The sequence below is a fragment of the Hyalangium sp. genome (assembly GCF_035629615.1).
Classification (GTDB): Bacteria; Myxococcota; Myxococcia; order Myxococcales; family Myxococcaceae; genus Hyalangium.
Window position 1 is genome coordinate 13,794 of the sequence record NZ_DASPHO010000617.1, and the last position, 20,525, is coordinate 34,318.

16 protein-coding genes and 1 other RNA gene are annotated in these 20,525 nt (G+C 67.8%); 14 read left to right on the plus strand and 3 right to left on the minus strand.

What is annotated here, in order from left to right:
• Positions 1-59: 59 nt before the first annotated feature.
• Positions 60-4,145, plus strand: coding sequence for a response regulator (locus VD972_RS31240; protein WP_324992435.1), 4,086 nt, complete (start codon positions 60-62; stop codon positions 4,143-4,145).
• Between the two features lie 40 nt (positions 4,146-4,185).
• Here the strand turns inward: VD972_RS31240 and VD972_RS31245 are convergent, their stop codons facing one another.
• On the minus strand, positions 4,186-4,404 hold the full coding sequence (locus VD972_RS31245) for a hypothetical protein (RefSeq protein WP_324992436.1): 219 nt from the start codon (positions 4,402-4,404) through the stop codon (positions 4,186-4,188).
• Between the two features lie 191 nt (positions 4,405-4,595).
• Here VD972_RS31245 and VD972_RS31250 point away from each other — a divergent pair, with 191 nt between their 5' ends.
• From VD972_RS31250 to VD972_RS31280, 7 genes are all read left to right on the plus strand, one after another.
• A complete protein-coding gene (locus VD972_RS31250; RefSeq protein ID WP_324992437.1) occupies positions 4,596-5,537 on the plus strand; it encodes a MoxR family ATPase in 942 nt (313 codons plus the stop codon).
• A gap of 86 nt (positions 5,538-5,623) precedes the next feature.
• Positions 5,624-6,571, plus strand: a complete 948-nt coding sequence (locus VD972_RS31255; RefSeq protein ID WP_324992438.1) for a branched-chain amino acid transaminase — start codon at positions 5,624-5,626, stop codon at positions 6,569-6,571.
• A gap of 42 nt (positions 6,572-6,613) precedes the next feature.
• Positions 6,614-7,948 (plus strand): ATP-binding protein, encoded by a 1,335-nt coding sequence (locus tag VD972_RS31260; RefSeq protein ID WP_324992439.1) that lies wholly within the window; start codon positions 6,614-6,616, stop codon positions 7,946-7,948.
• Positions 7,949-8,071: 123 nt separating this feature from the next.
• Complete coding sequence (locus tag VD972_RS31265; protein ID WP_324992440.1) at positions 8,072-8,905, plus strand: Fic family protein; 834 nt, start codon at positions 8,072-8,074, stop codon at positions 8,903-8,905.
• 7 nt (positions 8,906-8,912) lie between these two features.
• Positions 8,913-9,746, plus strand: a complete 834-nt coding sequence (locus tag VD972_RS31270) for a deoxyribonuclease IV (RefSeq protein WP_324992441.1) — start codon at positions 8,913-8,915, stop codon at positions 9,744-9,746.
• A gap of 13 nt (positions 9,747-9,759) precedes the next feature.
• Positions 9,760-10,875, plus strand: coding sequence for a DHH family phosphoesterase (locus tag VD972_RS31275; protein ID WP_324992442.1), 1,116 nt, complete (start codon positions 9,760-9,762; stop codon positions 10,873-10,875).
• Positions 10,872-12,029: a cysteine desulfurase family protein gene (locus tag VD972_RS31280; protein ID WP_324992443.1), complete on the plus strand. Its 1,158-nt coding sequence runs from the start codon at positions 10,872-10,874 to the stop codon at positions 12,027-12,029. The genes VD972_RS31275 and VD972_RS31280 overlap by 4 nt, the downstream gene beginning before the upstream one ends.
• A gap of 48 nt (positions 12,030-12,077) precedes the next feature.
• On the opposite strand, the gene VD972_RS31285 is transcribed toward VD972_RS31280, so the two are convergent.
• Both VD972_RS31285 and VD972_RS31290 read right to left on the minus strand, forming a co-directional pair.
• Positions 12,078-13,013, minus strand: coding sequence for a serine/threonine-protein kinase (locus VD972_RS31285; protein WP_324992444.1), 936 nt, complete (start codon positions 13,011-13,013; stop codon positions 12,078-12,080).
• Positions 13,010-13,891: a tetratricopeptide repeat protein gene (locus VD972_RS31290; protein ID WP_324992445.1), complete on the minus strand. Its 882-nt coding sequence runs from the start codon at positions 13,889-13,891 to the stop codon at positions 13,010-13,012. The genes VD972_RS31285 and VD972_RS31290 overlap by 4 nt, the downstream gene beginning before the upstream one ends.
• Positions 13,892-14,088: 197 nt before the next feature.
• On the opposite strand from VD972_RS31290, the gene ssrS reads away from it, so the two are divergent.
• From ssrS to VD972_RS31320, 6 genes are all read left to right on the plus strand, one after another.
• A non-coding RNA gene (ssrS, locus tag VD972_RS31295) (6S RNA) lies at positions 14,089-14,282 on the plus strand.
• Positions 14,283-14,302: 20 nt separating this feature from the next.
• The gene (locus tag VD972_RS31300) at positions 14,303-14,926 is read left to right on the plus strand and encodes a 5-formyltetrahydrofolate cyclo-ligase (RefSeq protein WP_324992446.1); all 624 of its coding nucleotides are present in this window, start codon (positions 14,303-14,305) and stop codon (positions 14,924-14,926) included.
• Positions 14,923-15,714 (plus strand): TIGR00282 family metallophosphoesterase, encoded by a 792-nt coding sequence (locus VD972_RS31305; protein ID WP_324992447.1) that lies wholly within the window; start codon positions 14,923-14,925, stop codon positions 15,712-15,714. Before VD972_RS31300 ends, VD972_RS31305 begins: the two co-directional genes overlap by 4 nt.
• Positions 15,715-15,765: 51 nt before the next feature.
• Positions 15,766-17,028 (plus strand): tyrosine--tRNA ligase, encoded by a 1,263-nt coding sequence (gene tyrS / locus VD972_RS31310; RefSeq protein WP_324992448.1) that lies wholly within the window; start codon positions 15,766-15,768, stop codon positions 17,026-17,028.
• 47 nt (positions 17,029-17,075) lie between these two features.
• Positions 17,076-19,376, plus strand: coding sequence for a M28 family peptidase (locus VD972_RS31315; RefSeq protein WP_324992449.1), 2,301 nt, complete (start codon positions 17,076-17,078; stop codon positions 19,374-19,376).
• Between the two features lie 111 nt (positions 19,377-19,487).
• Positions 19,488-20,525 (plus strand): hypothetical protein, encoded by a 1,038-nt coding sequence (locus VD972_RS31320; protein WP_324992450.1) that lies wholly within the window; start codon positions 19,488-19,490, stop codon positions 20,523-20,525.

A 20,525-nucleotide genomic window follows, 5' to 3' on the forward strand; every position in this document is an offset into this window, starting at 1 on the left:
GGTAGGATGCTGCGGATTTCACTGCACTTTTCGCGAGACCTCGCGAATCGAAGGACTTCATGGAGCGTCGGGTCCTCATCGTCGAAAGCCAGAACGAATTCGCCCTCAGCATGGCCACCGTGCTTCGCAGCGCGGGTTATCAGACGGCCATGGCCAACACTGCCGCGGAGGCCCAGCGCGAGATGGAGAAGCGCCGCCCCGACTTGGTGGTGCTACGCGCCGAGCTGCCGGACCAGTCCGGCTTCACCCTTTGCGGCCAGATCAAGAAGGGGAAGTGGGGCCAGAACCTCAAGGTGCTGCTGCTCTCGTCGGACACCGGCGAAGAGGCGCTGAAGAAGCACCGCGAGACGCCCGCTGCCGCGGACGGCTACCTCGTCATCCCCTTCGAGATGGGAGAGCTGGCCTCGATCAGCTCCAACATCATCCCGCCGGGCAATCCGCAGGACGCGGAGGACGAGGCCTCGCTGGACTCGGCGCTCACCGGCAGCGGACCGCGCGAGGCCCCGCCGCCCATGCCGCCGCCCCTGCGGGCGCCTCCTCCGGGGGGACCGCCCAAGCTGCCCAAGCGCGAGCGGCGCAGCGCCATCACGGACGAGGACCGCACGTTCCTGGACCGCGCCTTCCAGTCCATCGCGGACCGCAAGGCGGAGCTGCTGGCCGAGTCCCGCAACGTCAAGCGCACCCCGCCCAAGCGCGAGCTGATGGGCACGCCCGAGGGCAAGATCCAGGTCCTGCGGGACGAACTGAAGGTGCGCGAGGCCCAGCTGGCCCGCCTCTCCGAGATCTGGAGCGTGCGCGAGCGCGAGCTGGTCTCCGTCGAGGACCGCCTCCACGAGAAGGACGTGGAGCTACAGGGCCTGAAGATGCAGGTGGACGACCTGCTGCGCCGCTTCAACGAGGCGCAGACGGCCATGCTCCAGAAGGAGCGTGAGCACGGCGCCACGGTGGACGATCTCCTCCTCCAGAAGTTCTCGTCCGAGAAGGACCTCATCGAGGTCGTCGCGGCAAAAGAGAAGGACATCAATGTCCTGAAGAAGGAGGTCAGCAACCGCGACGACGATCTGTCCCGGCGCGCCGCGGAGCTGGAGCAGTCCCGCACCGAGTACGACAAGCTGGAGCGGCAGTACAACACCGCCACGCTGGAGGGCGAGGTTCGCGAGCAGAAGCTCAACGACACCCTCCGCGACCGCGAGACGGAGATCCTCCAGCTGCGCCGGCGCGGCGAGGAGCTGGACAACACCCTGGCCCAGACGATCGGCGAGCGCGACCTGCGCTACGCGGCGCTGGAAGGGGACATCCACGGGCTCACGGAGCGGCTGCGGCAGACCGAGCAGGAGCGCGACGCCACGGTACGCGCCCTGGAGCAGCGCGCCACCGCCGCCGAGGAGCACGGCGCCGAGTCCGACGCGGAGATCGAGCGGCTCAAGGCCGCCGGCGCGGCGCTCGAGGCCCGCCTCAACGAGCAGATCGCCGATCTGGAAGCCGATCTGGCCCGCACGATCGGCGAGCGCGATCAGCTCAAGCTGGACAAGGATGCGCAGGAGGAAGAGCTCACCCAGCGCATCGAGGATCGCGACACGAAGATCTCCGGCCTCGAGCGCGAGCTGGCCGACACGATCTCCCGCAACGAGCAGACCGAGGCGGAGCTCAACTCCACCATCCAGCAGCACCTGGAGCGCATCGGCGAGCTGGAGGGCGAGGTCGAAGCCGTCAAGACGCACCTGGCCGACCGCGAGACCGAGCTCAGCGGCGAGCTGGAAGCGCTGAACCAGGCCAAGGACTCCCTGGAGGCCGAGCTCAACGGCAAGCTCCAGGCGCTCCAGACCGCCAAGGACGCCCAGCAGGCCGAGCTCACGGGCCAGCTCCAGGCGCTCACCCAGGCCAAGAACGCCCTGGAGGCCAACCTCAACGGGCACATCCAGTCGCTCCAGGCCCACATCTCCTCGCTGGAACAGACGATCACCCAGCGTGACGACTCCATCGAAGGCCTGCGCACGGATGTCTCCGATCGCGACGGCCGGATCTCCAGCCTGACCGGCGAGCTGGAGGCCACCACCCAGACGCTCACCGAGACGCAGGCCACCCTGGCCCGTACGGAGGAGGCCCTCTCCAGCACCCGCGGCGAGCTCGAGGCCACCAGCCACACGCTCACCCAGACCCAGGGCACCCTGGAGAAGACGAAGCAGCAGCTGGCGTCCACGGAGGCCATCCGCGACGAGCTGGACAGCGAGCTGACCGAGACGAAGGCCACCCTCGAGAGCACCCAGGCCACGCTGTCGCAGACGCAGCAGACGCTCGCCACACGCGACGGAGAGCTCGAGGCCTCTCGCGAGGAGATCGAGCGGCTCACCGGCGTCCTCCAGGACACCGAGCAGGCCAAGGCGGCGCAGGAGGCGGATCTCACCGGCCAGATCGGCCAGCTGCGCGCGGATCTGTCCGAGACGCAGGGCAACTACGAGGCCGAGCGCGCCGCGCACCAGAGGCTCGCCCAAGAGACCACCGCGCAGATCACCTCGCTCATCGAGGAGCGTGACGGGCTGCGGACCGAGCTGGATGCCACCGTCCAGGAGTTGACGTCCACGCAGAGCCACCTCGCCCAGACGCGCGACGCCCTGGCCAAGGAACAAGCGGCCCACGCGGACGCGCGGCAGCTGGCGGCTCAGACCCAGGCGGAGCTGGAGGCCCAGCTCACCGACGCACGGGACCACGGCCAGGAGCTGGCCGATCAGCTCGCCCACACCAAGCAGGAGCTGGGCGAGCGTGTGGCTGAGGTGACGCAGCTCACCTCGCAGCTGGCCCACACCGAGGACGCCCGGCACCGCTTCGAGGAGCAGCTCAACACCCTCACCGAGGAGTCCCAGCGCCGCGAGGAGCTGCTCCAGAACGATCTGGCGGCCAAGAGCAAGGAGCTGTCCGACACGCTCCGCAAGCTCACCACCGTCACCCAGGAGAAGCAGCGCCAGGGCGAGGCCCTCTCCCGCGACGTCAACGCGAAGACGGAGCAGCTCAAGGCGCTCGAGGCGAAGCTGGCGCAGCAGACCGACACGGCCCGCCGCCAGGCGGAGACGCTGCAGCAGCAGCTGGCCAACGTCGGCGGCGAGCTGGACGGAGCGCGCAAGGAGATTGCCGCGCGCGACGAGCAGCTGCGCCTTGCGGGCAACGCCCAGGCGAAGCTCTCCTCCGATCGTGACGGGCTGGCCGGTCAGCTCCAGCAAGCTGAGAACCGGCTGCAGCAGCAGGCCCAGGCCCAGGCCGCCGAGCGCTCCGAGGCCAAGCGCGCCTCGGACGATCTCGCCAAGAAGCTGGCGGCCGCGGAGGCCCGTGTCGCCCAGCTCTCCCAGGAGGCCCAGCAGCGCGCCGCGGACACCGACACGAAGCTCAAGGAGGTCCAGGGTCAGCTCACCACCCGCGCCCGGAAGATCCAGGAGCTGGAGCTGGCGGTGGAGAACGCCGTCAGCGCCAGGAACCGCGCGGAGAAGGATCTCAACGCCAAGGTCGCCGCCACCGAGGCCAAGGTCTCCGAGGCCAACGCCAAGCTCGCCGCCACCCAGAAGGATCGCAAGGATCTCGACGCGAAGCACCTCAAGGAGATCGAGGACCTCAACACCAAGCAGAAGGCGGAGCTGGAGCGCCGCGACACCATCAAGGCCCAGGAGGTCGCTCGCCTGCAGCAGTCCGTCCAGGAGAAGAGCAAGGCGCTCAAGGTCGCCGAGCTGGAGCTGGCCCGCTACAAGAGCAAGTCCCCAGGGGCCGGCGCTTCCGCGGCCGCCGGAAAGGCGGCACCTGCCGCGAAACCGGTAGCGGTTGCCGACGATGACGAGCTGGCCGTGAAGACCCAGGTCAACACCACGGCAGCCCCAGCGGCGGCTCCGGCGCAGGCCGCTCCGGCGGCGGCGGCCACGACTCCCGCTCGCCCGGCTGCGGGGAGGACCTCATCGACCGGCACCCGCCCGGTGCTGGGAAGCCAGCCCGCGGCCAAGAAGGCCGCGCCGGCTCCGGTGCAGCCGGCCCCGGCTCCCGCGCCAGTCCTCCCTCAGGAATTCGAGGATCCCTCGGACCGCACCGTCATGGTTCCGATCAGCACCATGAAGAAGGAGGAGGACGACTGGACCTCCCTCGTGGACGATCTGGACAAGCTGCCCTAACGAGCGCCCCTGGGAGCGCGGTCCTTCACGGGGCCGCGCTTCAGAAGGCCGCGCGGGCCTCGCGCACCAGATCCCGGAAGTGCAGCTGAGCCACCACGTCCTTCAGGGACACCCCGCGGCCGTTCAGCTGGGACTGCGCCTGCGCTGCCCGCCACCGCGCCAGAAGGGTTCGGGTGGACACATACGCCAGCACCAGCGGGAAGCCCCCAGGCAGCAGCACCACCGCCATCGCTAGCACCATCCGCAACCACACCCACATCACAGCGCACCTCGACGAGAACCGGAATGCGCCGTTTTGATGCACACCACGTGCCCAGGGTGCGCAAAAAATTTCCTTCCGTGTTTCCTGGAGGTTGCACGGAGGGCGGCCTGCCCCCAAGCGCGCAGGACGTGCGGAAGTCTGGCATTTTTGCCGCAGTGGCGCTGGATCGCATCGGTTAAGTTCAGGGTGTGAGCGCTCCATCGACGACGTCCAAGGCCCGTTCCTTCACCAGCGTGGAGGATGCGGGCACCCAGCTGGAGCAGGTGGGCTACCTGCCCTCGCCGGAGATCGCCACCGCGTGCTTCCTGGCGGACAGGATGGACAAGCCCATCCTGGTGGAAGGGCCGGCCGGCGTGGGCAAGACGGAGCTGTCCAAGGCGCTGGCGTTGGCGCTCGACCGCGAGTTCATCCGCCTGCAGTGCTACGAGGGGCTGGACGAGGCCAAGGCGCTCTACGAGTGGGAGTACGCCAAGCAGCTGCTCTACACCCAGCTCCTCAAGGACAAGATCGGCGAGATGGTGGCGGGCACGGGCTCGCTGGCGGAAGCGGCCGACCGGCTGGCCGCGGGGGATGCCGTGTTCTTCTCCGAGCGCTTCCTGCTGCCGCGCCCCATCCTCCAGGCCCTGCTCACCAAGCGGCCCGCGGTGCTGCTGGTGGATGAGATCGACAAGGCGGATCCGGAGTTCGAGGCCTTCCTGCTGGAGGTGCTGGCGGACAACGCGGTAACGATCCCGGAGCTGGGCACCTTCCAGGCAAAGCACATCCCGAGGGTGATCCTCACCTCCAACAACGCGCGCGAGCTGTCAGATGCGCTCAAGCGCCGCTGCCTGCACCTGCACATCGACTTCCCAGATCGGGAGCGCGAGCTGCGCATCGTCCGCTCGCGGCTGCCCCTGGTCTCCCAGACGCTGGCCGAGCAGGTGATTGAAGCGGTGGCGGCCCTCCGGAAGCTGGATCTCAAGAAGGCCCCGTCCATCAGTGAGACGCTGGATTGGGCCCAGAGCCTGGCGCTGCTGAACGCAGAGGCGCTAACGGCGGACATGGTGGCCTCCACCCTGAACCTCGTCCTCAAATACGAGGGCGATATCGAGAAGGCGAAGGCAAACCTGGCCCAGATCGCGCAAGCCTGATCGTATTCCCGCTTTGACGGGGCCAACGGCATGTGAAACAAGGCGCCCGCGAGCATCCCCCTGCCCTGCCCATTAAGGATTCCTCCATGAGCTCCACCTCGTCCTCCGTACTGCGCGCAGATCAGATCTGGATCGACGGCAGGTTCGTGAAGTGGGACGAGGGCCAGATGCACGTGATGACCCACGCCCTGCACTACGGCCTGGGCGTCTTCGAGGGCATCCGCGCCTACCGCACGCATGACGGCCGCCTGGCCGTGTTCCGGCTGAAGGAGCACATCCAGCGGCTCATGGACTCGGCCCACATCTGCCTCATGAAGATGCCGTACACGGCCGAGCAGCTCGAGGAGGCGTGCCTTGAGCTGCTGCGCCACCAGCGGGATCTGTTCGCCAACGGCGCCTACCTGCGGCCCATTGCCTTCATGGGTGACGGCGCCATGGGCCTGGGCGCGGTGAACCCCACCCGCGCCGTCATCACCGCCTGGGACTGGGGCGCCTACCTGGGCGAGAAGGGCATCCGCGAGGGCATCCGCGCCAAGGTCAGCTCCTTCACCCGCCTGCATGTGAACGTGAACATGGTGCGCGGGAAGATCTCCGGCCAGTACGTCAACTCCATCCTCGCCAAGCGCGAGGCGGTGCTGGGCGGCTACGACGAGGCCATCCTCCTGGACATCAGCGGCTTCGTGGCCGAGGCCTCCGGCGAGAACATCTTCATGGTGAACAAGAAGGGTGTGATCAAGACGCCGCCCCTCTCCTCCCCCATCCTCGACGGCATCACCCGGGACACGGTCCTGAGGCTCCTGCGGGACAGCGGGCGCTACGTGGAGGAGGTGACGTTCACCCGCGACGCGCTCTACATCTGCAACGAGGTCTTCTTCACCGGCACCGCCGCGGAGATCACCCCCGTGCGCGAGGTGGACAACCGGCAGATCGGCGAAGGCAAGCCCGGCCCGGTGACGAAGTTCGTGCAGGACACCTACTTCCGCGTCGTCCGTGGCCAGGAGCCCCGCTACGCCGAGTGGCTCACCTACGTGTGAGGTATGAGCGCGAACAGGGACGGATGAGGTAAAACACACGCGATGCCTCAGCCCGGCCACCTGGAAGACAACCCATTCAACCTCGAGAATCCGGCAATCCTCGACATCGCTCCGCCGGAGCCGAAGTCGCTGGAGGAGACCGGGCTCAAGATGGGTCTGCTCTCCGACATCGCCCTGAAGTACCTCTACTACTCGGGCACGGGCACGGGCATGGAGATCGCCGACCAGCTGTGCCTGCCCTGGTCCGGCGTCATCGAGCAGGTGGTGGACTTCGTCGCCAACGAGAAGCTCGTGGACCTGCGCGGCGGCAAGGGCTTTGGCCGCGCCTCGGTGGAGTTCATCCTCACCGAGAAGGGCCGTGAGTACGCGCGCGACGCCCTGACGCGCACCACCTATGTGGGCCCCGCGCCCGTGCCCATCGATCAGTACAACGCCCTGGTCGCCCAGCAGGTGGAGGAGAACCCCGTCGTCAGCCGGGACGATCTGCTGATGGGGCTGTCCCACCTCACCGTCACCGAGGATCTGCTCGACAAGCTGGGCCCTGCCGTCAACTCGGGCCGCTCGCTCTTCCTCTACGGCCCTCCGGGCAACGGCAAGACGAGCCTTGCAGAGGCCATCTCCCGCATGTTCGGCGGCGAGGCCTACATCCCCTACTGCATCGAGATCGACAACCAGATCATCAAGGTCTTCGACAACCTCAACCACACCGCCATCCCGCTGGAGGGAGGCGGGGACTCCTCGGGGCGCCGGCAGACCTTCGAGATGGACAAGCGCTGGCAGCTCTGCCGCCGGCCCGCGGTGGTGGTGGGCGGCGAGCTGACGCTCGAGACGCTGGATCTCATCTACTCGGAGAGCGCCCGCTTCTACGAGGCCCCGTTTCAGGTGAAGGCCAACGGCGGCATGCTCCTGATTGACGACTTTGGCCGCCAGAAGGTCCACCCCACGGACCTGCTCAACCGGTGGATCGTCCCCCTGGAGAAGCGCATCGACTTCCTCACCCTCCACACGGGCAAGAAGTTCGAGATCCCCTTTGAGCAGCTCCTGGTGTTCTCCACCAACCTGGATCCGAAAGAACTCGTGGATGAAGCGTTCTTGCGCCGGATCAAGTACAAGATCGAAGTGAAGAACCCTGGCGAGGGGACCTTCCGGGAGATCTTCGAGCGTGTATGTGAGGCAGCGGGCATCCCCTATGTGGACCAGGCGGTCACCTACCTCATCGAGGCCTACTACAAGCCTCGGAACATGCAGCTGCGCGCGTGCCACCCGCGCGACCTCGTCGCGCTCATCAAGGATGCTGCGCGCTACCGCCAACAGCCACCAGCCCTCTCCAAGGAGCTGCTCGACCAGGCGTGCGAGGTCTTCCTCGTCGACCTGTAGAGCAGGGTTTTGTTTGTCCCAACCACGCGGAATTTCTAGAATCCCCGGTCGGTTTCAAGAGACGGCCGACCGCCCGGTCCAGCCTGGCGTGACGGGAAGCGGGCACGAAGGAGCCGCAGGTCCGTGAAGGAACGCTACCAAGAGATCGACGAGAAGAACGAGGCGCTGCGCGACTACCTCGACATCTTCAAGGACAAGTCGCGTGACTTCATCGATCGCTTCGAGATGTCGTGGATCTACCACGACGCAGCGCTCGAGGGCGTCGTGTACACGCAGCAGGAGCTGACTGCGGCGCTGTACCCGGGCCGTCTGGCCACCGAGGCCTCGATGATGCCGGTGGTCCTGGAGGTCCGGAACCACAAGGCCGTCTGCGACTACATCCGCGAGGAAGCGGCCGGCAGCAAGAAGAACGCGCAGATCACGCTGACGCAGATCAAGCGCATGCACGATCTCTTCATCGGCAACACGCCCGAGGCGCAGGCGGCCCGCGCGGCCACCGAGCGGCGCGAGCGCACCGAGAAGGAGATGGCCAAGGAGCGCGATCGGGCAGGCTTCCGCAAGGACATGCCGCTGCACCGCACGTACTTCCACGACATCGCCCAGCCGGCGAAGATCCAGCCCGCGCTGGAGAAGCTGGTGGACTACACCGCGAGCGCCGAGTTCCGCGAGTTCCACCCGATCAAGCAGGCTGCCACCGTGCAGCACATGTTCCTGCAGATCTTCCCCTTCAGCGAGCACAGCGGGAAGGTGGGCCGGATGTGCACCAACCTGATCCTGCTGCGCAACAACTACATGCCGGCCGTCATCCACTCGATCGATCGGCAGAAGTACTACGAGTCCTTCCGGGGCCCGGTGGCGGGCTTCCGCACGCTGCTGATGGATGCCATCGAGAACTCGCTCGACAACGGCGTGAAGTACTTCAAGGACCTGAACCGCCGGTACAAGGCCATCAACTAGCGCGGCCGTGCTGATTGGAGCTCACGAGTCCGTCGCAGGAGGCGTGAGCCAGGCGTTCACGCGGGCCGAGGAGCACGGGGCCCGCAGCCTGCAGATCTTCACCAAGAACGCGCGCGGCTGGAGCGCGCCGGCGCTCAGCGATCCGGAGCGCCGCGCCTTCCGCGCCGAGGCCCGCCGCACGGGCCTGCCCGCCATCGCCCACGGCAGCTACCTGGTGAACCTGGCCACCGAGGACCCAGTGCTGCGTGAGCGCTCGCTCTCGTGCATGACGGAGGAGCTCACGCGCTGCGAGCGCCTGGGGATCCGCTCTCTCGTCATCCACCCCGGCGCGCACCCGGACGAGCGGCGCGGCCTGAGGCTCGTCGCCCAGGCGCTCGACGAGGTGCACCGCCGCACGCCGCGCTTCCGCGCACGCGTGTGCCTGGAGATCACCGCGGGCCAGGGCAACAGCCTGGGCTGGCGCTTCTGGCACCTGGCGGAGCTCCTCTCCCAGGTGGCGAGGGAGGATCGGCTCGGTGTGTGTCTGGACACCTGCCACCTGTTCGCCGCCGGGTACGACATTTCCACCGAGCACGGTTATGAAAAAGTGATGGCCGAATGCGAGGCCACCATAGGCCTGGAGCGGGTACGCTGCTTTCACCTCAATGACTGCAAGAAGCCACTCGGCTGCCGGGTGGACAGGCATGAGGAGGTGGGTAAGGGGTCAATCGGGCGAGAGGCCTTCCGCTGCCTCGTGAACGATCCGCGGTTCGTCAACACCATTGGAGTACTGGAGACACCGTTTCCGGAGCGTTATGGGCAGGCCATTCGCCTGCTCGAATCCCTCCGCCGCAGGCGGTAGAAGAAGAGAGCCCATGCCAGCCACACCGTCCGCTAACACCCGCCGTTCCCCACCTTCAGGGGAGAGTGCGGAGCCCCCGTCACCCCGGCTTGCTGAGTTGCCAGCCCGGGACAAGCTGGAGCGGCTGCTGCGGGTAGCACGGGGGAAGAAGCGAGCCCTCATCCTCACCCATGACAACCCGGATCCTGACTCCCTGGCCGCCGCGGTGACGCTGGCTCACATTCTGGAGCGCCGTGCGGGTCTGGAGGCCCAGGTGGGCTACGGCGGAATCATCGGGAGGGCGGAGAACATCGCGTTCGTGCGGGTGCTCCACCTGCCCGTGTCGCATGTCTCGCAGATCGACTTCGACTCGTACGATCTCTTCGGGCTGGTGGACACGCAGCCCCCGGTGGGAAACCACTCGCTGCCGGCGCGGCTGCGGGCGGACATCGTGATCGATCACCACCCGGTCCGGGAGGAGAGCCTGCAGGCCCCGGTCGCGGACGTGGGCGGCGACTACGGCGCCACCTCGACGATGGTGGTGGAGTACCTGCGTGCGGCGCGGATCGAGCCCTCAGTGGACGTGGCCACCGCGCTCTTCTACGGCATCAAGGCGGACACGCGGGATCTGGGCCGCGAGACGACCCAGACGGATGTGGACAGCTACCTGTGGCTCTTCCCGCGCTGCGACAAGCAGCTGCTGGGACAGATCGAGCACCCAGAGCTGCCCGCGCGTTACTTCCAGCTGTACCACACGGCGATCGAGCGGGCGAAGGTGTACGGCACCGCCATCATCACCGATCTCGAGGAGGTCTACTCCCCGGACATGGTGGCCGAGGTGGCTGAGCGGATGATGTTCCTCGACGGGATGAAGTGGTCGCTGGCCTATGCGACGTACCGCAACCAGCTCTACGTGTCCCTGCGAGTGAAGGATCGGCGGATGAACGCGGGCCGGCTGATCCGGGAGATCTGCGCGGACTACGGCGGCTCCTCGGGCGGCCACGGGAGCATGGCGGGTGCGCGGCTGCCGCTCTCGGGGCGCGCCAACCAACGCAAGGCGCTCAAGCGGGAGCTGGTGGGCCGCTTCCTGGAGGCGTTCGGCGTGGAGGAAGAGCGGCCGGTGTCGCTGCTCGCCGCGCAGGACGCGTGATCTACTGGGACTACAACGCAGCCGCGCCGCTGCGGCCGGAGGTGGCGCGGGCGCTCGCTCGAGCCCTCACGGAGGGCGGCTTCGGTAATCCCTCGAGCGTGCACCAGGCTGGCCGCGAGGCCCGGGGGAGGCTGGACTCGGCGCGGGCTCGGGTGGCTCGGGCGCTGGGCTGTGAGCCAAAGGAGATCTGCTTCACTGGCTCCGGCTCCGAGGCGGACGCGCTCGCACTCAAGGGCGCCTTCCTCGCGCGGCCGGATCCGAACCGGCGCCGCATCGTCACCTCCTCCATCGAGCACCCCGCGGTAATCGCCGCGCTGGCGCAGTTGGAGAAGCAGGGCGCGGAGGTGGTGCGACTGAAGCCAGGCACGGACGGCCGCGTGCGGGTGGAGGCGGTGCTGGACGCGCTCACGCCCGCGACGGCGCTCTGCTCGCTGATGTGGGCCAACAACGAGACGGGCGTGGTGCAGCCAGCGGCTGAGGTGGCTCGCGCGTGCCGCCAGCGCGGCATCCTCTTCCACACGGACGCGGTGCAGGTGGCAGGCAAGCTGCCGCTGAGCCTGCGCGAGGTGGATGCGGACCTGCTCGCGCTGTCCGCGTACAAGTTCGGTGGCCCGGTGGGCGCGGGCGTGCTGGTGGTGCGCAAGGGCGTGGATCTGCAGGCGCTCATCCCTGGGCACCAGGAGGCAGGACGTCGCGGTGGGACGCAGAACGTGGCCTACGCGGAGGCGCTGGCGTTGGCGCTGGATTTGGCCCAGGCGGAACAGGAGGCCACCGCCGCGCGGGTGGGCGCGCTCCGGGACGCCTTCGAGCGCGAGGTGCTCGCTGGCATTCCGGACGTGACAGTCAACGGAGCCGGAGCGCCGCGTGTGCCCAACACCAGCAACCTCCACATCCATGGCGCGGACGGTGAGGCACTCCTCATCGCGCTGGATCTGGAGGGCATCTGTGCCTCCTCGGGGGCGGCGTGCGCCTCCGGCACCCTCACGCCCTCGCACGTCCTGACAGCCATGGGGCTCACCCCCGGCCAGGCGCACGGCTCCATGCGATTCTCGCTCGGCCCCAGCACCACCGAGGCCGAGGTAGAGCGTGTCGTGGAGGCGCTCCGCACCCACGTGCCTCGCGCGCGAGCCCTCGCGGCACAGGATCTCGCGTAACCGATGCCGGCCGGCTCGCCGTGAAACTCGATGGGCCGCCGGACAGGCTCAGTCGCTGGTGCCGAAGAGCCCTCGGACGACCGCGGCGATGGCCAGCGGCGTGCCCACGAGCTCGTCATAGTGCGGCGTGAGGGCCTGGGCATAGCTCTCCGCCGTGGGGAACCGATCCTCGATGCGCGCCGCGAAGCCCCGGGAGACGAGCTCCTCCAGCAGCTCGGGGACCTCCGGGCGGAGCACATGGATGGGCCGGTACCGGCGATGCCGGATGTTGAAGAACACCTCTTCCGGCGTGTTGCCGGTGAAGGGGCGCTCGAGCGTGAGCAACTCGTAGAGCACCACGGTGGCGGCCCAGAGATCCGCCTCCGGAGTGACGATCCCACGCAGCGACTCGGGAGACAGGTAGTAGGGCTTGCCCAGCACCTCTCCGCCTTCGCGCGAGCCATCCACGAACACGCGCGCCACGCCGAAGTCCCCCAGCTTGATCTCCCCCAGGCGGGAGATGAACAGGTTGGACGGGGACACGTCACAGTGGACAATCCCCAGCGGCGTGTTCTGCGCGTCCACGGCAGTGTGGGCGTACGCAAGCGCCTCCAGCAGCACCTTCCCCAGGTACACGGCGAAGTCCAGCGGCAGGGGGATCCCCCGCTGCTTGCAGCGGCGGAGGATCTGCGCCAGGTCCTTGCCGTCCACCAGCTCCATGACGATGTAGTAGGTGCCCTCGGCGATCCCCACGTCCAACACCTTCACGATGTTGGGGTGATCGAGCTGGGTGGACAGGTCCGCCTCGCGGATGAAGCTCTCCACCGAGGACGGGTCCCCCGTGAGCGAGGGCAGCAGCCGCTTCACGGCCACATTCCAGCCCTCGTAGCGCCCCGCGAGCACGCGCGCCCGGAACACCTCGGCCATGCCTCCCTTGCCCAGCGGCGCCAGGAGCTCATAGTTGCCGAAGACCCGGGTGGGGCGCGGCGTCACTGGGGTGCTCACGGGCTCGAGTTTCCGCCAGCTGCCGTTCCGCGTGACTTCTTCTCGCTGGAGATCTTCACCCACTCCTTGAACTTCGGATCATTCCCCAGCACCTGGACCAGCTCTTTGTTGGCCAGGGCATTCTCGAGATCGTATCCCCCCGCCACCGCCCGGCCCAGGAAGTCCAGCGCCTTGACCTTGTCACGCTTGGCCGCATAGGCGCACGCCAGCCCGTAGAAGATCCTCGGCTCGTCCGTCCTGGCGCGCGCCTTCTCCAGATCCTTGATGGCCAGATCCGCCTTGCCCTGCCGGAGCTGGCTCATGCCCCGCCCGAAGTACGCGGACCAGTTCGTCCCCCCGCTATCAAGGTCGATGCTCTGCGTGAAGGACTTGACGGCCTCGGCGAACTGCCCAAGCTGGTAGAGCTCTTCGCCGCGCCGGGTCGCCAGCATGGCGGCACGCCGGGTGTTCGCGTCCAGCACTGCGGCAGTGGCGCTGCTGGTGGGTGTCTCCTCGGGGACCACCTTGTCCGCCAACCCCAGCACGAACCGCCCGGACTTCGGCAGGGCGCTGGACTGGCAGCCGTCGCGCAGCCGCACGTACGCCACCACCGTGTTGTCGTCCGAGTTGTAGAAGCCCAGTACGGTGTAGAACTGCTCCGCCGGGCACATGTCACCCGTCTGGCACACCCTCAGCCGCGCCACCAGCACCGAGCCCTCGAAGTCCCCCTTCAGCACTTGCGTCGGAGGGGGGAAATTGCAGGGGTTCTCGCTGACGAGCGTGCCCGTGACGTGGGCCCCCTCGGTCTTCAGCTCCAGCTTGCCGTAGGGCTCTGCCCGGTAGACTCCCGACAGAGAGGGACCTGCCGCGGCAAGGCTCGGCACCAGGAAGAGGGCCAACGCGAGGCCGGCTGTAAATGAGGCGGGCGCCATCGGGAGACTGGGCCGGCGCATCATAGGGGGCAGGAGCCCACGTTGTAAACGCATGCGGGACACCTTGACCTGGAGGCGGGCCGTCCTTATCATTTCATCCGGGTAATACGCAGTTTCTTCAATAACTTTGGGGACTTAGAGAGCGATTTCAGTTGTTCAAGGGCTGTCCCCTGCGGGGCGCGTGATGCCCAGCAGAAATTCGAACCGATACGTCCATCACGGGGTCCGTTTCGGGGTCCATGCGCAAGCCCTCCCCCTCGCGGGGCAGAGGGAAGCCTACGGAGCCATGACTTCGGTCCCCACCTGGCTTTTAAGGGTTCAATGGACGCTGGGCACACGGCCATTCGGCGGGGGACTTTTTCTGTGGAGCGGCGCGCGGTGAGCGAGACGGTGGCGGCAGACGAGGCGGCGCAAAAGCAAGGGCTGCGCGAGGAGTTGACAGCGCGGCGCAAGGCGATGACGCCTGACCTCATCGATGGGCGTGGGTTGAAGGTGCAGTCTCGGTTCCTGGCTTCGCCCTACTATCAGAAGGCGAGGACGGTGGCGCTGTACGCGCCTATCCGAGGAGAGGTGCCTACACGGGACATCCTGATAGCGGCACTGCAGGACGAGAAGATCGTCTGCTACCCGCTGTCGCACGTGCATGGGCGGATCCTCTCCTTCCGGGCCATCAAGTCGGAGGCCGAGCTGGAGCCAGGAAGGCTGGGGGTGCGCGAGCCCTCCAACTCCTCGGATCTGATCCCGGTGGACCAGATCGATCTCTTCGTGGTGCCGGGGCTGGGCTTCACGAGGGAGGGCAAGCGGCTGGGGCGAGGGGGTGGCTACTACGACGCCACCCTGCGTGCGGCCTCGGCGCGCAGCCGGCGGGTGGGTCTGGCCTTCAATGACCAGATCGTCCCGGGGATGCCGACCAATGGGGACGACGTGGACATGGATCTGGTCGTCACCGAGGCGGAGTCACTCCGCGGCCTGTACCGGGACTGGGACTTCCTGGACACGTGAAGGTCCTCTTCATGGGGGATGTGGTGGGCAAGCCAGGCCTCCTGGCGGTGCGCACCCTCCTCCCCCGGTTGATTGGCCGCCACTCGGTGGACCTGGTCATCGCCAACGCGGAGAACAGCGAGGGCGGAGCGGGCATCTCTCCGGAGTCAGCCGAGCAGCTGCTCGCCAGTGAGGTCAACCTCCTGACGAGCGGCAACCATTTCTGGACCAAGAAGCAGATCCTCCCGTGGGTGGAGGAGAACCCGCACCTGCTGCTGCGCCCGGCCAACTATCCCAAGGGCGCGCCGGGCCGGGGGCACACCGTCATCCAGACACCGGACGGGCGAAAGCTCGGGGTGATCAACCTGGAGGGGCGGGTGTTCATGAAGCCGCTCGACAACCCGTTTGCCCTGGCGCCGGAGCTGGTGGCGGAGCTGCGCAAGCAGACGAACTGCATCCTGGTGGACATGCACTGCGAGGCCACCAGCGAGAAGAACGCCATGGGCGCGCACCTGGACGGGAAGGTGTCCGCGGTGGTGGGGACGCACACGCACGTGCAGACGGCGGACGAGCGGATCCTCCCCGGGGGCACGGCCTTCATCACCGACGTGGGCATGTGTGGCCCGCTGGACTCGGTGATCGGGATCCGGAAGGAGCTGTCCGTCGAGCGCTTCCTCACCCTGCGCCACAACCAGTATGAGGTGGCGAAGAACCTGGTGTACCTGCAGGGGGTGGTGATCGACATCAACGAGCAGACGGGCAAGGCGCGAAGCATCGAGCGCGTGCGCGAGCAGCTGCCCGGCACCTGACGCGAGAAGGGCCTCGCGGCGCGGACGGATTCGGGTAAGGTCGCGCGCGTTATGACCCAGGATCTGCTGCGCAAGGCGACTCCCGAGGAGCAGTTCGAGGAAGTGACTCGAGGCACCGTGGACCTCCAGGTGGCCGAGGAGCTGAAGAAGAAGCTCGAGCGCTCGTACAAGGAAGGCAAGCCGCTCATCGTCAAGGCGGGCTTCGATCCGAACCGGCCGGACCTGCACCTGGGACACTCGCTGCTGCTGACGCGGATGCGGCGCTTCCAAGAGTTCGGGCACACGGTGGTGTTCCTGATCGGGGACTTCACGGCGCTGATCGGCGATCCGACGGGGAAGAACGTGACGCGGCCTCCTCTCTCTCGCGAGGAGGTGAAGGTGAACGCGGAGACGTACAAGCAGCAGGTGTTCAAGGTGCTGGATGCGGGGCGGACGCAGGTGCGGTTCAACTCCGAGTGGCTCGACGCGCTGGGCACGGAGGGAATGATCCGGCTGGCCGCGCGCTACTCGGTGCAGCGGATGCTGGAGCGCGACGACTTCAAGAAGCGGTTCCGGGACAACCGCTCCATCGCGATCCACGAGTTCCTCTACCCACTGCTGCAGGGGTACGACTCGGTGGCGCTGAAGGCGGACGTGGAGCTGGGGGCGACGGACCAGCTCTTCAATCTGCTCGTGGGGCGGCAGCTGATGAAGGAGCAAGGGCTGGAGCCGCAGGTGATCATGACGGGCCCCATCCTGGAGGGCCTGGACGCCAAGCTGGTGGACGGGAAGATCGCCGGCGAGAAGATGTCCAAGAGCCTGGACAACTACGTGGGCATCGACGAGCCGGCGGAGCAGATCTTCGGCAAGCTGATGAGCATCACGGACGATCTGATGTGGCGGTACTACGAGCTGCTGTCGTCCACGCCGCTGAAGGAAGTGCAGGCGCTCAGGGAGGCGGTGCAGTCCGGGCAGACGCACCCGAAGGCGGCCAAGGTGGCGTTCGCGCAGGAGATCGCGGCGCGCTTCCAAGGGGAGGCGGCGGGGAAGAAAGCGGCGGCGGACTTCGAGGCGCGCTTCGCGAACAAGCAGCTCGATACCGAGAGCCTGCAGCTCGTGGAGGTGCCCATGGCGGGCGCGCCGAAGCTGCTGGTGACCAAGGTGCTGCCGGAGACGAAGCTGGTGACCTCCGCGACGGAGGCGCGCAAGCTGATGGCACAGGGCGGAGTGCGGGTGAACGGGGAGAAGGTGACCGACCCGAAAGCAGAGCTGGGCCCTGGTGAGTACCTGGTGCAGGTGGGCAAGCTGAAGGCGGCGAAGCTCAAGCTCGCGTAAACCCCTCTCCGCTCCGGCACCGTAGGACGGTGGGCTCCAGGGATGAGATGACACCTGCCACCGCTCTCAATGGATGGAAGGCCTGGCTGGGGATCGCGGCGGTGACGGCCGTGGTCGTGGCAGCTTCCCTCGTCTCGGCGCGGCCACCCGCCCCCCGGTCCGGGGATGCACCTCTGGGCGAGTTCTCGGAGGAGCGCGCGTGGCCTGTGTTCCTCCACCTGACTCGGACCTTGGGCTCACGCCCCACGGGGACTCCGCACTCGCGGCAGGCTGCCACGTACCTCATGGAGAAGCTGCGCGAGCTCCCAGGCGTCGAGGTGGAGCTCCAGCAGGGCTCCGGCGTGGCCAGGCGCGGGTGGAGCGTGGAGCTGGTGGAGTACTCGGCGAGGAATGTGCTCGTGCGCATCCCTGGACGCAGCTCGGACGCCATCCTCCTGTCGGCGCACTACGACTCGGCGCTGGAGGGCGCAGGGGCGGGAGACAACGGCATGGCTGCGGCGGCCGTCGTGGAGGTTGCCCGCGCGCTCGCGAGTGGCCCTCGGCTCGAGCGCACGGTGATCCTGAACCTGAGCGGAGCCGAGGAGCTCTGGTGCGCGGGCGCGCACAGCTTCCTCGAGCACCCTTGGAGCCGGCAGGTGCGTGCCTTCATCAACCTCGACTCCATGGGGACAGGCGGGCGGCTCCTGCTCTTCCGGGTGACTCCAGACGATCTCTGGCTCGTGGAGGCATACGCGCGGGCCGCGCCCCAGCCGCACGGCTCGGCGCTCGCGCAGGATCTCTTCAAGACCGGCGTGATCCCGAGCGGAACCGAGTTCGCCGTCTATGCCGAGCAGGGAAAGCTGCCCGGGCTGGACCTGGCGCTGTACGAGGATGGCTACGCGTACCACACCGCGCTGGACACGGCGGATCGGGTGGAGCGCGGGACGATGCAGCACCTGGGCGAGACCGCGCTGGCGGTGACGCGCGAGCTGGCGGGCACTCTGCCCCACCCAGGCTCGGCAATTGGCAGCTACTACGACGTCTCCGGGCTGCACCTCTTCACCCATTCGCCGAGAGCCGTGGGAGGGCTCATGGTGCTGGCCCTGCTCGCCACGGCGGGCGCCATTGTCCTGGTGCTGCGCCGCGAGCACCTGAGGGTGCGGCTCATCCTCGAAGGCCTGCTCTCCTCCGGGCTGGGGCTGTTGGCGAGCTTGCTCACCGCGGCACTGGGGGCGGCGATGCTGTCCCTGGTGGGCCGGACGTTCGGGTGGTTCCCCCGTCCCTGGCTCGCGGCGGTGGGATTTGGCGGTCTCGCGCTCGCAGGCTTCCTGGCGATGCAGCACTTGTGGGTCGGAAGAGCGCTGAGGCGAAGCGCTGGCCGCCGTGAGCTCATGCTGGGGACGTGGGCTGGGGCGCTCGGAGTGTGGGGGCTGCTCGGGATCTTGTTGGTAGTGACGAGGGCGGGAGCCGTGTACCTGCCGCTCTGGTGGTTGGCCACAGGGGCGCTCGGGCTCGTCGTGGCGACGCTGGTGCCCCGCTACACCTGGGTGGGCTGGCTCATCGCGTTCGTCCCAGGAGCGCTGATCACGGTGCGGCTGGGCACCATGCTGGTGATCGTGTTCGTCCCCTTGGCGGGGCGGTTGTCGGCAGGTGTCCCGATGGATCTCGTGATCGCACTGCTGGTGGCCCTGCCCGTGGCACTCTGCGCGCTGGTGGCCGTGCCGCGGACGCTCGAGACAAGCGCTCCAGGTCACATCGGGGCCATTATCGGGGGCGTGGGCTTGCTGGCACTCGGGGTCATGACGCTCGTCCCACCCTTCACCGCCGAACGGCCTCAACGGCTCCGGGTGGAGGAGCGGAACGAGGCAGGACGAAGCACGCTCCTGTTCAGGAAGGAGGGAGGCTACGAACTCCACGAGGCGCTGAAGGCGCTACCAGGAGCGAACCCCACCGAGGGTGGACGGTGGCGAGTCGATCTCGGCGATGCACGTCCTCTGGAGCAGGATGCGGAGATCACCGTGCAGGACCCACCGGCGAGCGCAGACCTGAGGAAGGTCAAGGTCCGGCTCCACGCCCGAGGGGCCCAAGAGCTCAAGCTGAAGATTCCCCGCGAGGCACTGGTGGAGTGGTCCCTGGGACCGTTGCCGGAGCTGCGCACGGCGGACACGTTCTACCGTGCAGCCCATGTCGAGCCACCGGCGGAGGGCTGGGAAGTTACCTTGACGCTGCGAGGCGACAAGCCCGTACCGGTGGAGTTCTCCCAGTTGCTGGCGGCGCCCTCGGCCGAGGCGCAGTCCCTGCTTGAACGACTGCCAGAGTGGGTGACCGTGCACGCCCTGCGGCACCGCATCCGGACCCTCTCTCTCTAGCCCGCACGCCGGGGCTTCCTGGTTGAATAAGCCGGCCCGGAGGAGGTCCAAGCCAGCGAGCCCCCGCTCCGTGAGGGGCACCCGACCTCTCAAGGTATGCTCCCGAGCGCCATGTCGCGTCTCCTCGCTCTCCTGTCGACCCTGTTCCTTCCATTGGCCGTGCTGGCGGGCTCCGGGGCCTTCGTCTCCTCCACTCGGGTGGATGCGGTGGAGCAGCCGGAGTCGAAGAAGGTCGTCTTCACCGTGGAGCCGGACACCTCCTACCCGCTCATCAAGAAGGGCGGCCCTGGTCGCAAGTGGTGCAAGCTCCAAGGGCCCAAAGCAGAGGGGTGGGTGCTCTGCGATGGCGCGGACGAGACGGTGGTCCAGGCGGCTCCCAGCGCGGTGGAGCTCGTGAAGGCGGACAAACCGCAGAAGGCAGAAGCCATGCCCGCGGTGGCAAAGCTCGCCTCGGGGTGCGCGACTACGTGCAGCAACCCTCCCCTCTTCTCCAAGGCGCCGCAGCTGTCCGCGGTGGACCGGGAGATCCTCGCGCTCTGCCCCGCTCGGCCGGACGTGTCGGTGAGCGCCGGGGACGTGCAGCGCTTCTTCTCCAACCACTATGACGATCCCCCCATCCAGCGTGCGCTGGCGGCGGCGGGGCGCTCGCGGACGGGCTCGATCGCGAAGCAGGCCAACATCGAGTGGCTCAGCAGCCTCTGGGTGAGCACCGGCCCGCGCAACGCCTTCACCCACGTCTTCTGCGGTGACGACTGGCTGCAGGGCCCCGTAGGGGGGCTGCACTACCAGGCCCGCTATGCGCAGCTCGAGGCCGAGGGAAAGCTCTGCTACGACGGCCCGGCGCGTGGCGGCAAGGCGGTACAGGGAGACCAGTACCTCATCTCGTTCCACGGTGTGGCCCCGTGGTCCTGCGGGGTGAAGAAGATCGGCGGCTTCTCGCGCTCGCAGGATGCGGTGAGCGTCGCGGCCATCGGGACGCGGGCCTTCGTGCGCTGCTGCGCCCGGGATGGAGCGAAGAAGGAAGGCGGCGTCTACTCGGCGCCAGATCTGGGCGGCACCTCGTGGCAGATCTACTGCGGCACCCGGAACGGCACCTACGGCATTGCCACGCTCTACCCCTCGGACGCTCGCCCCACCTGCTCCGAGTAG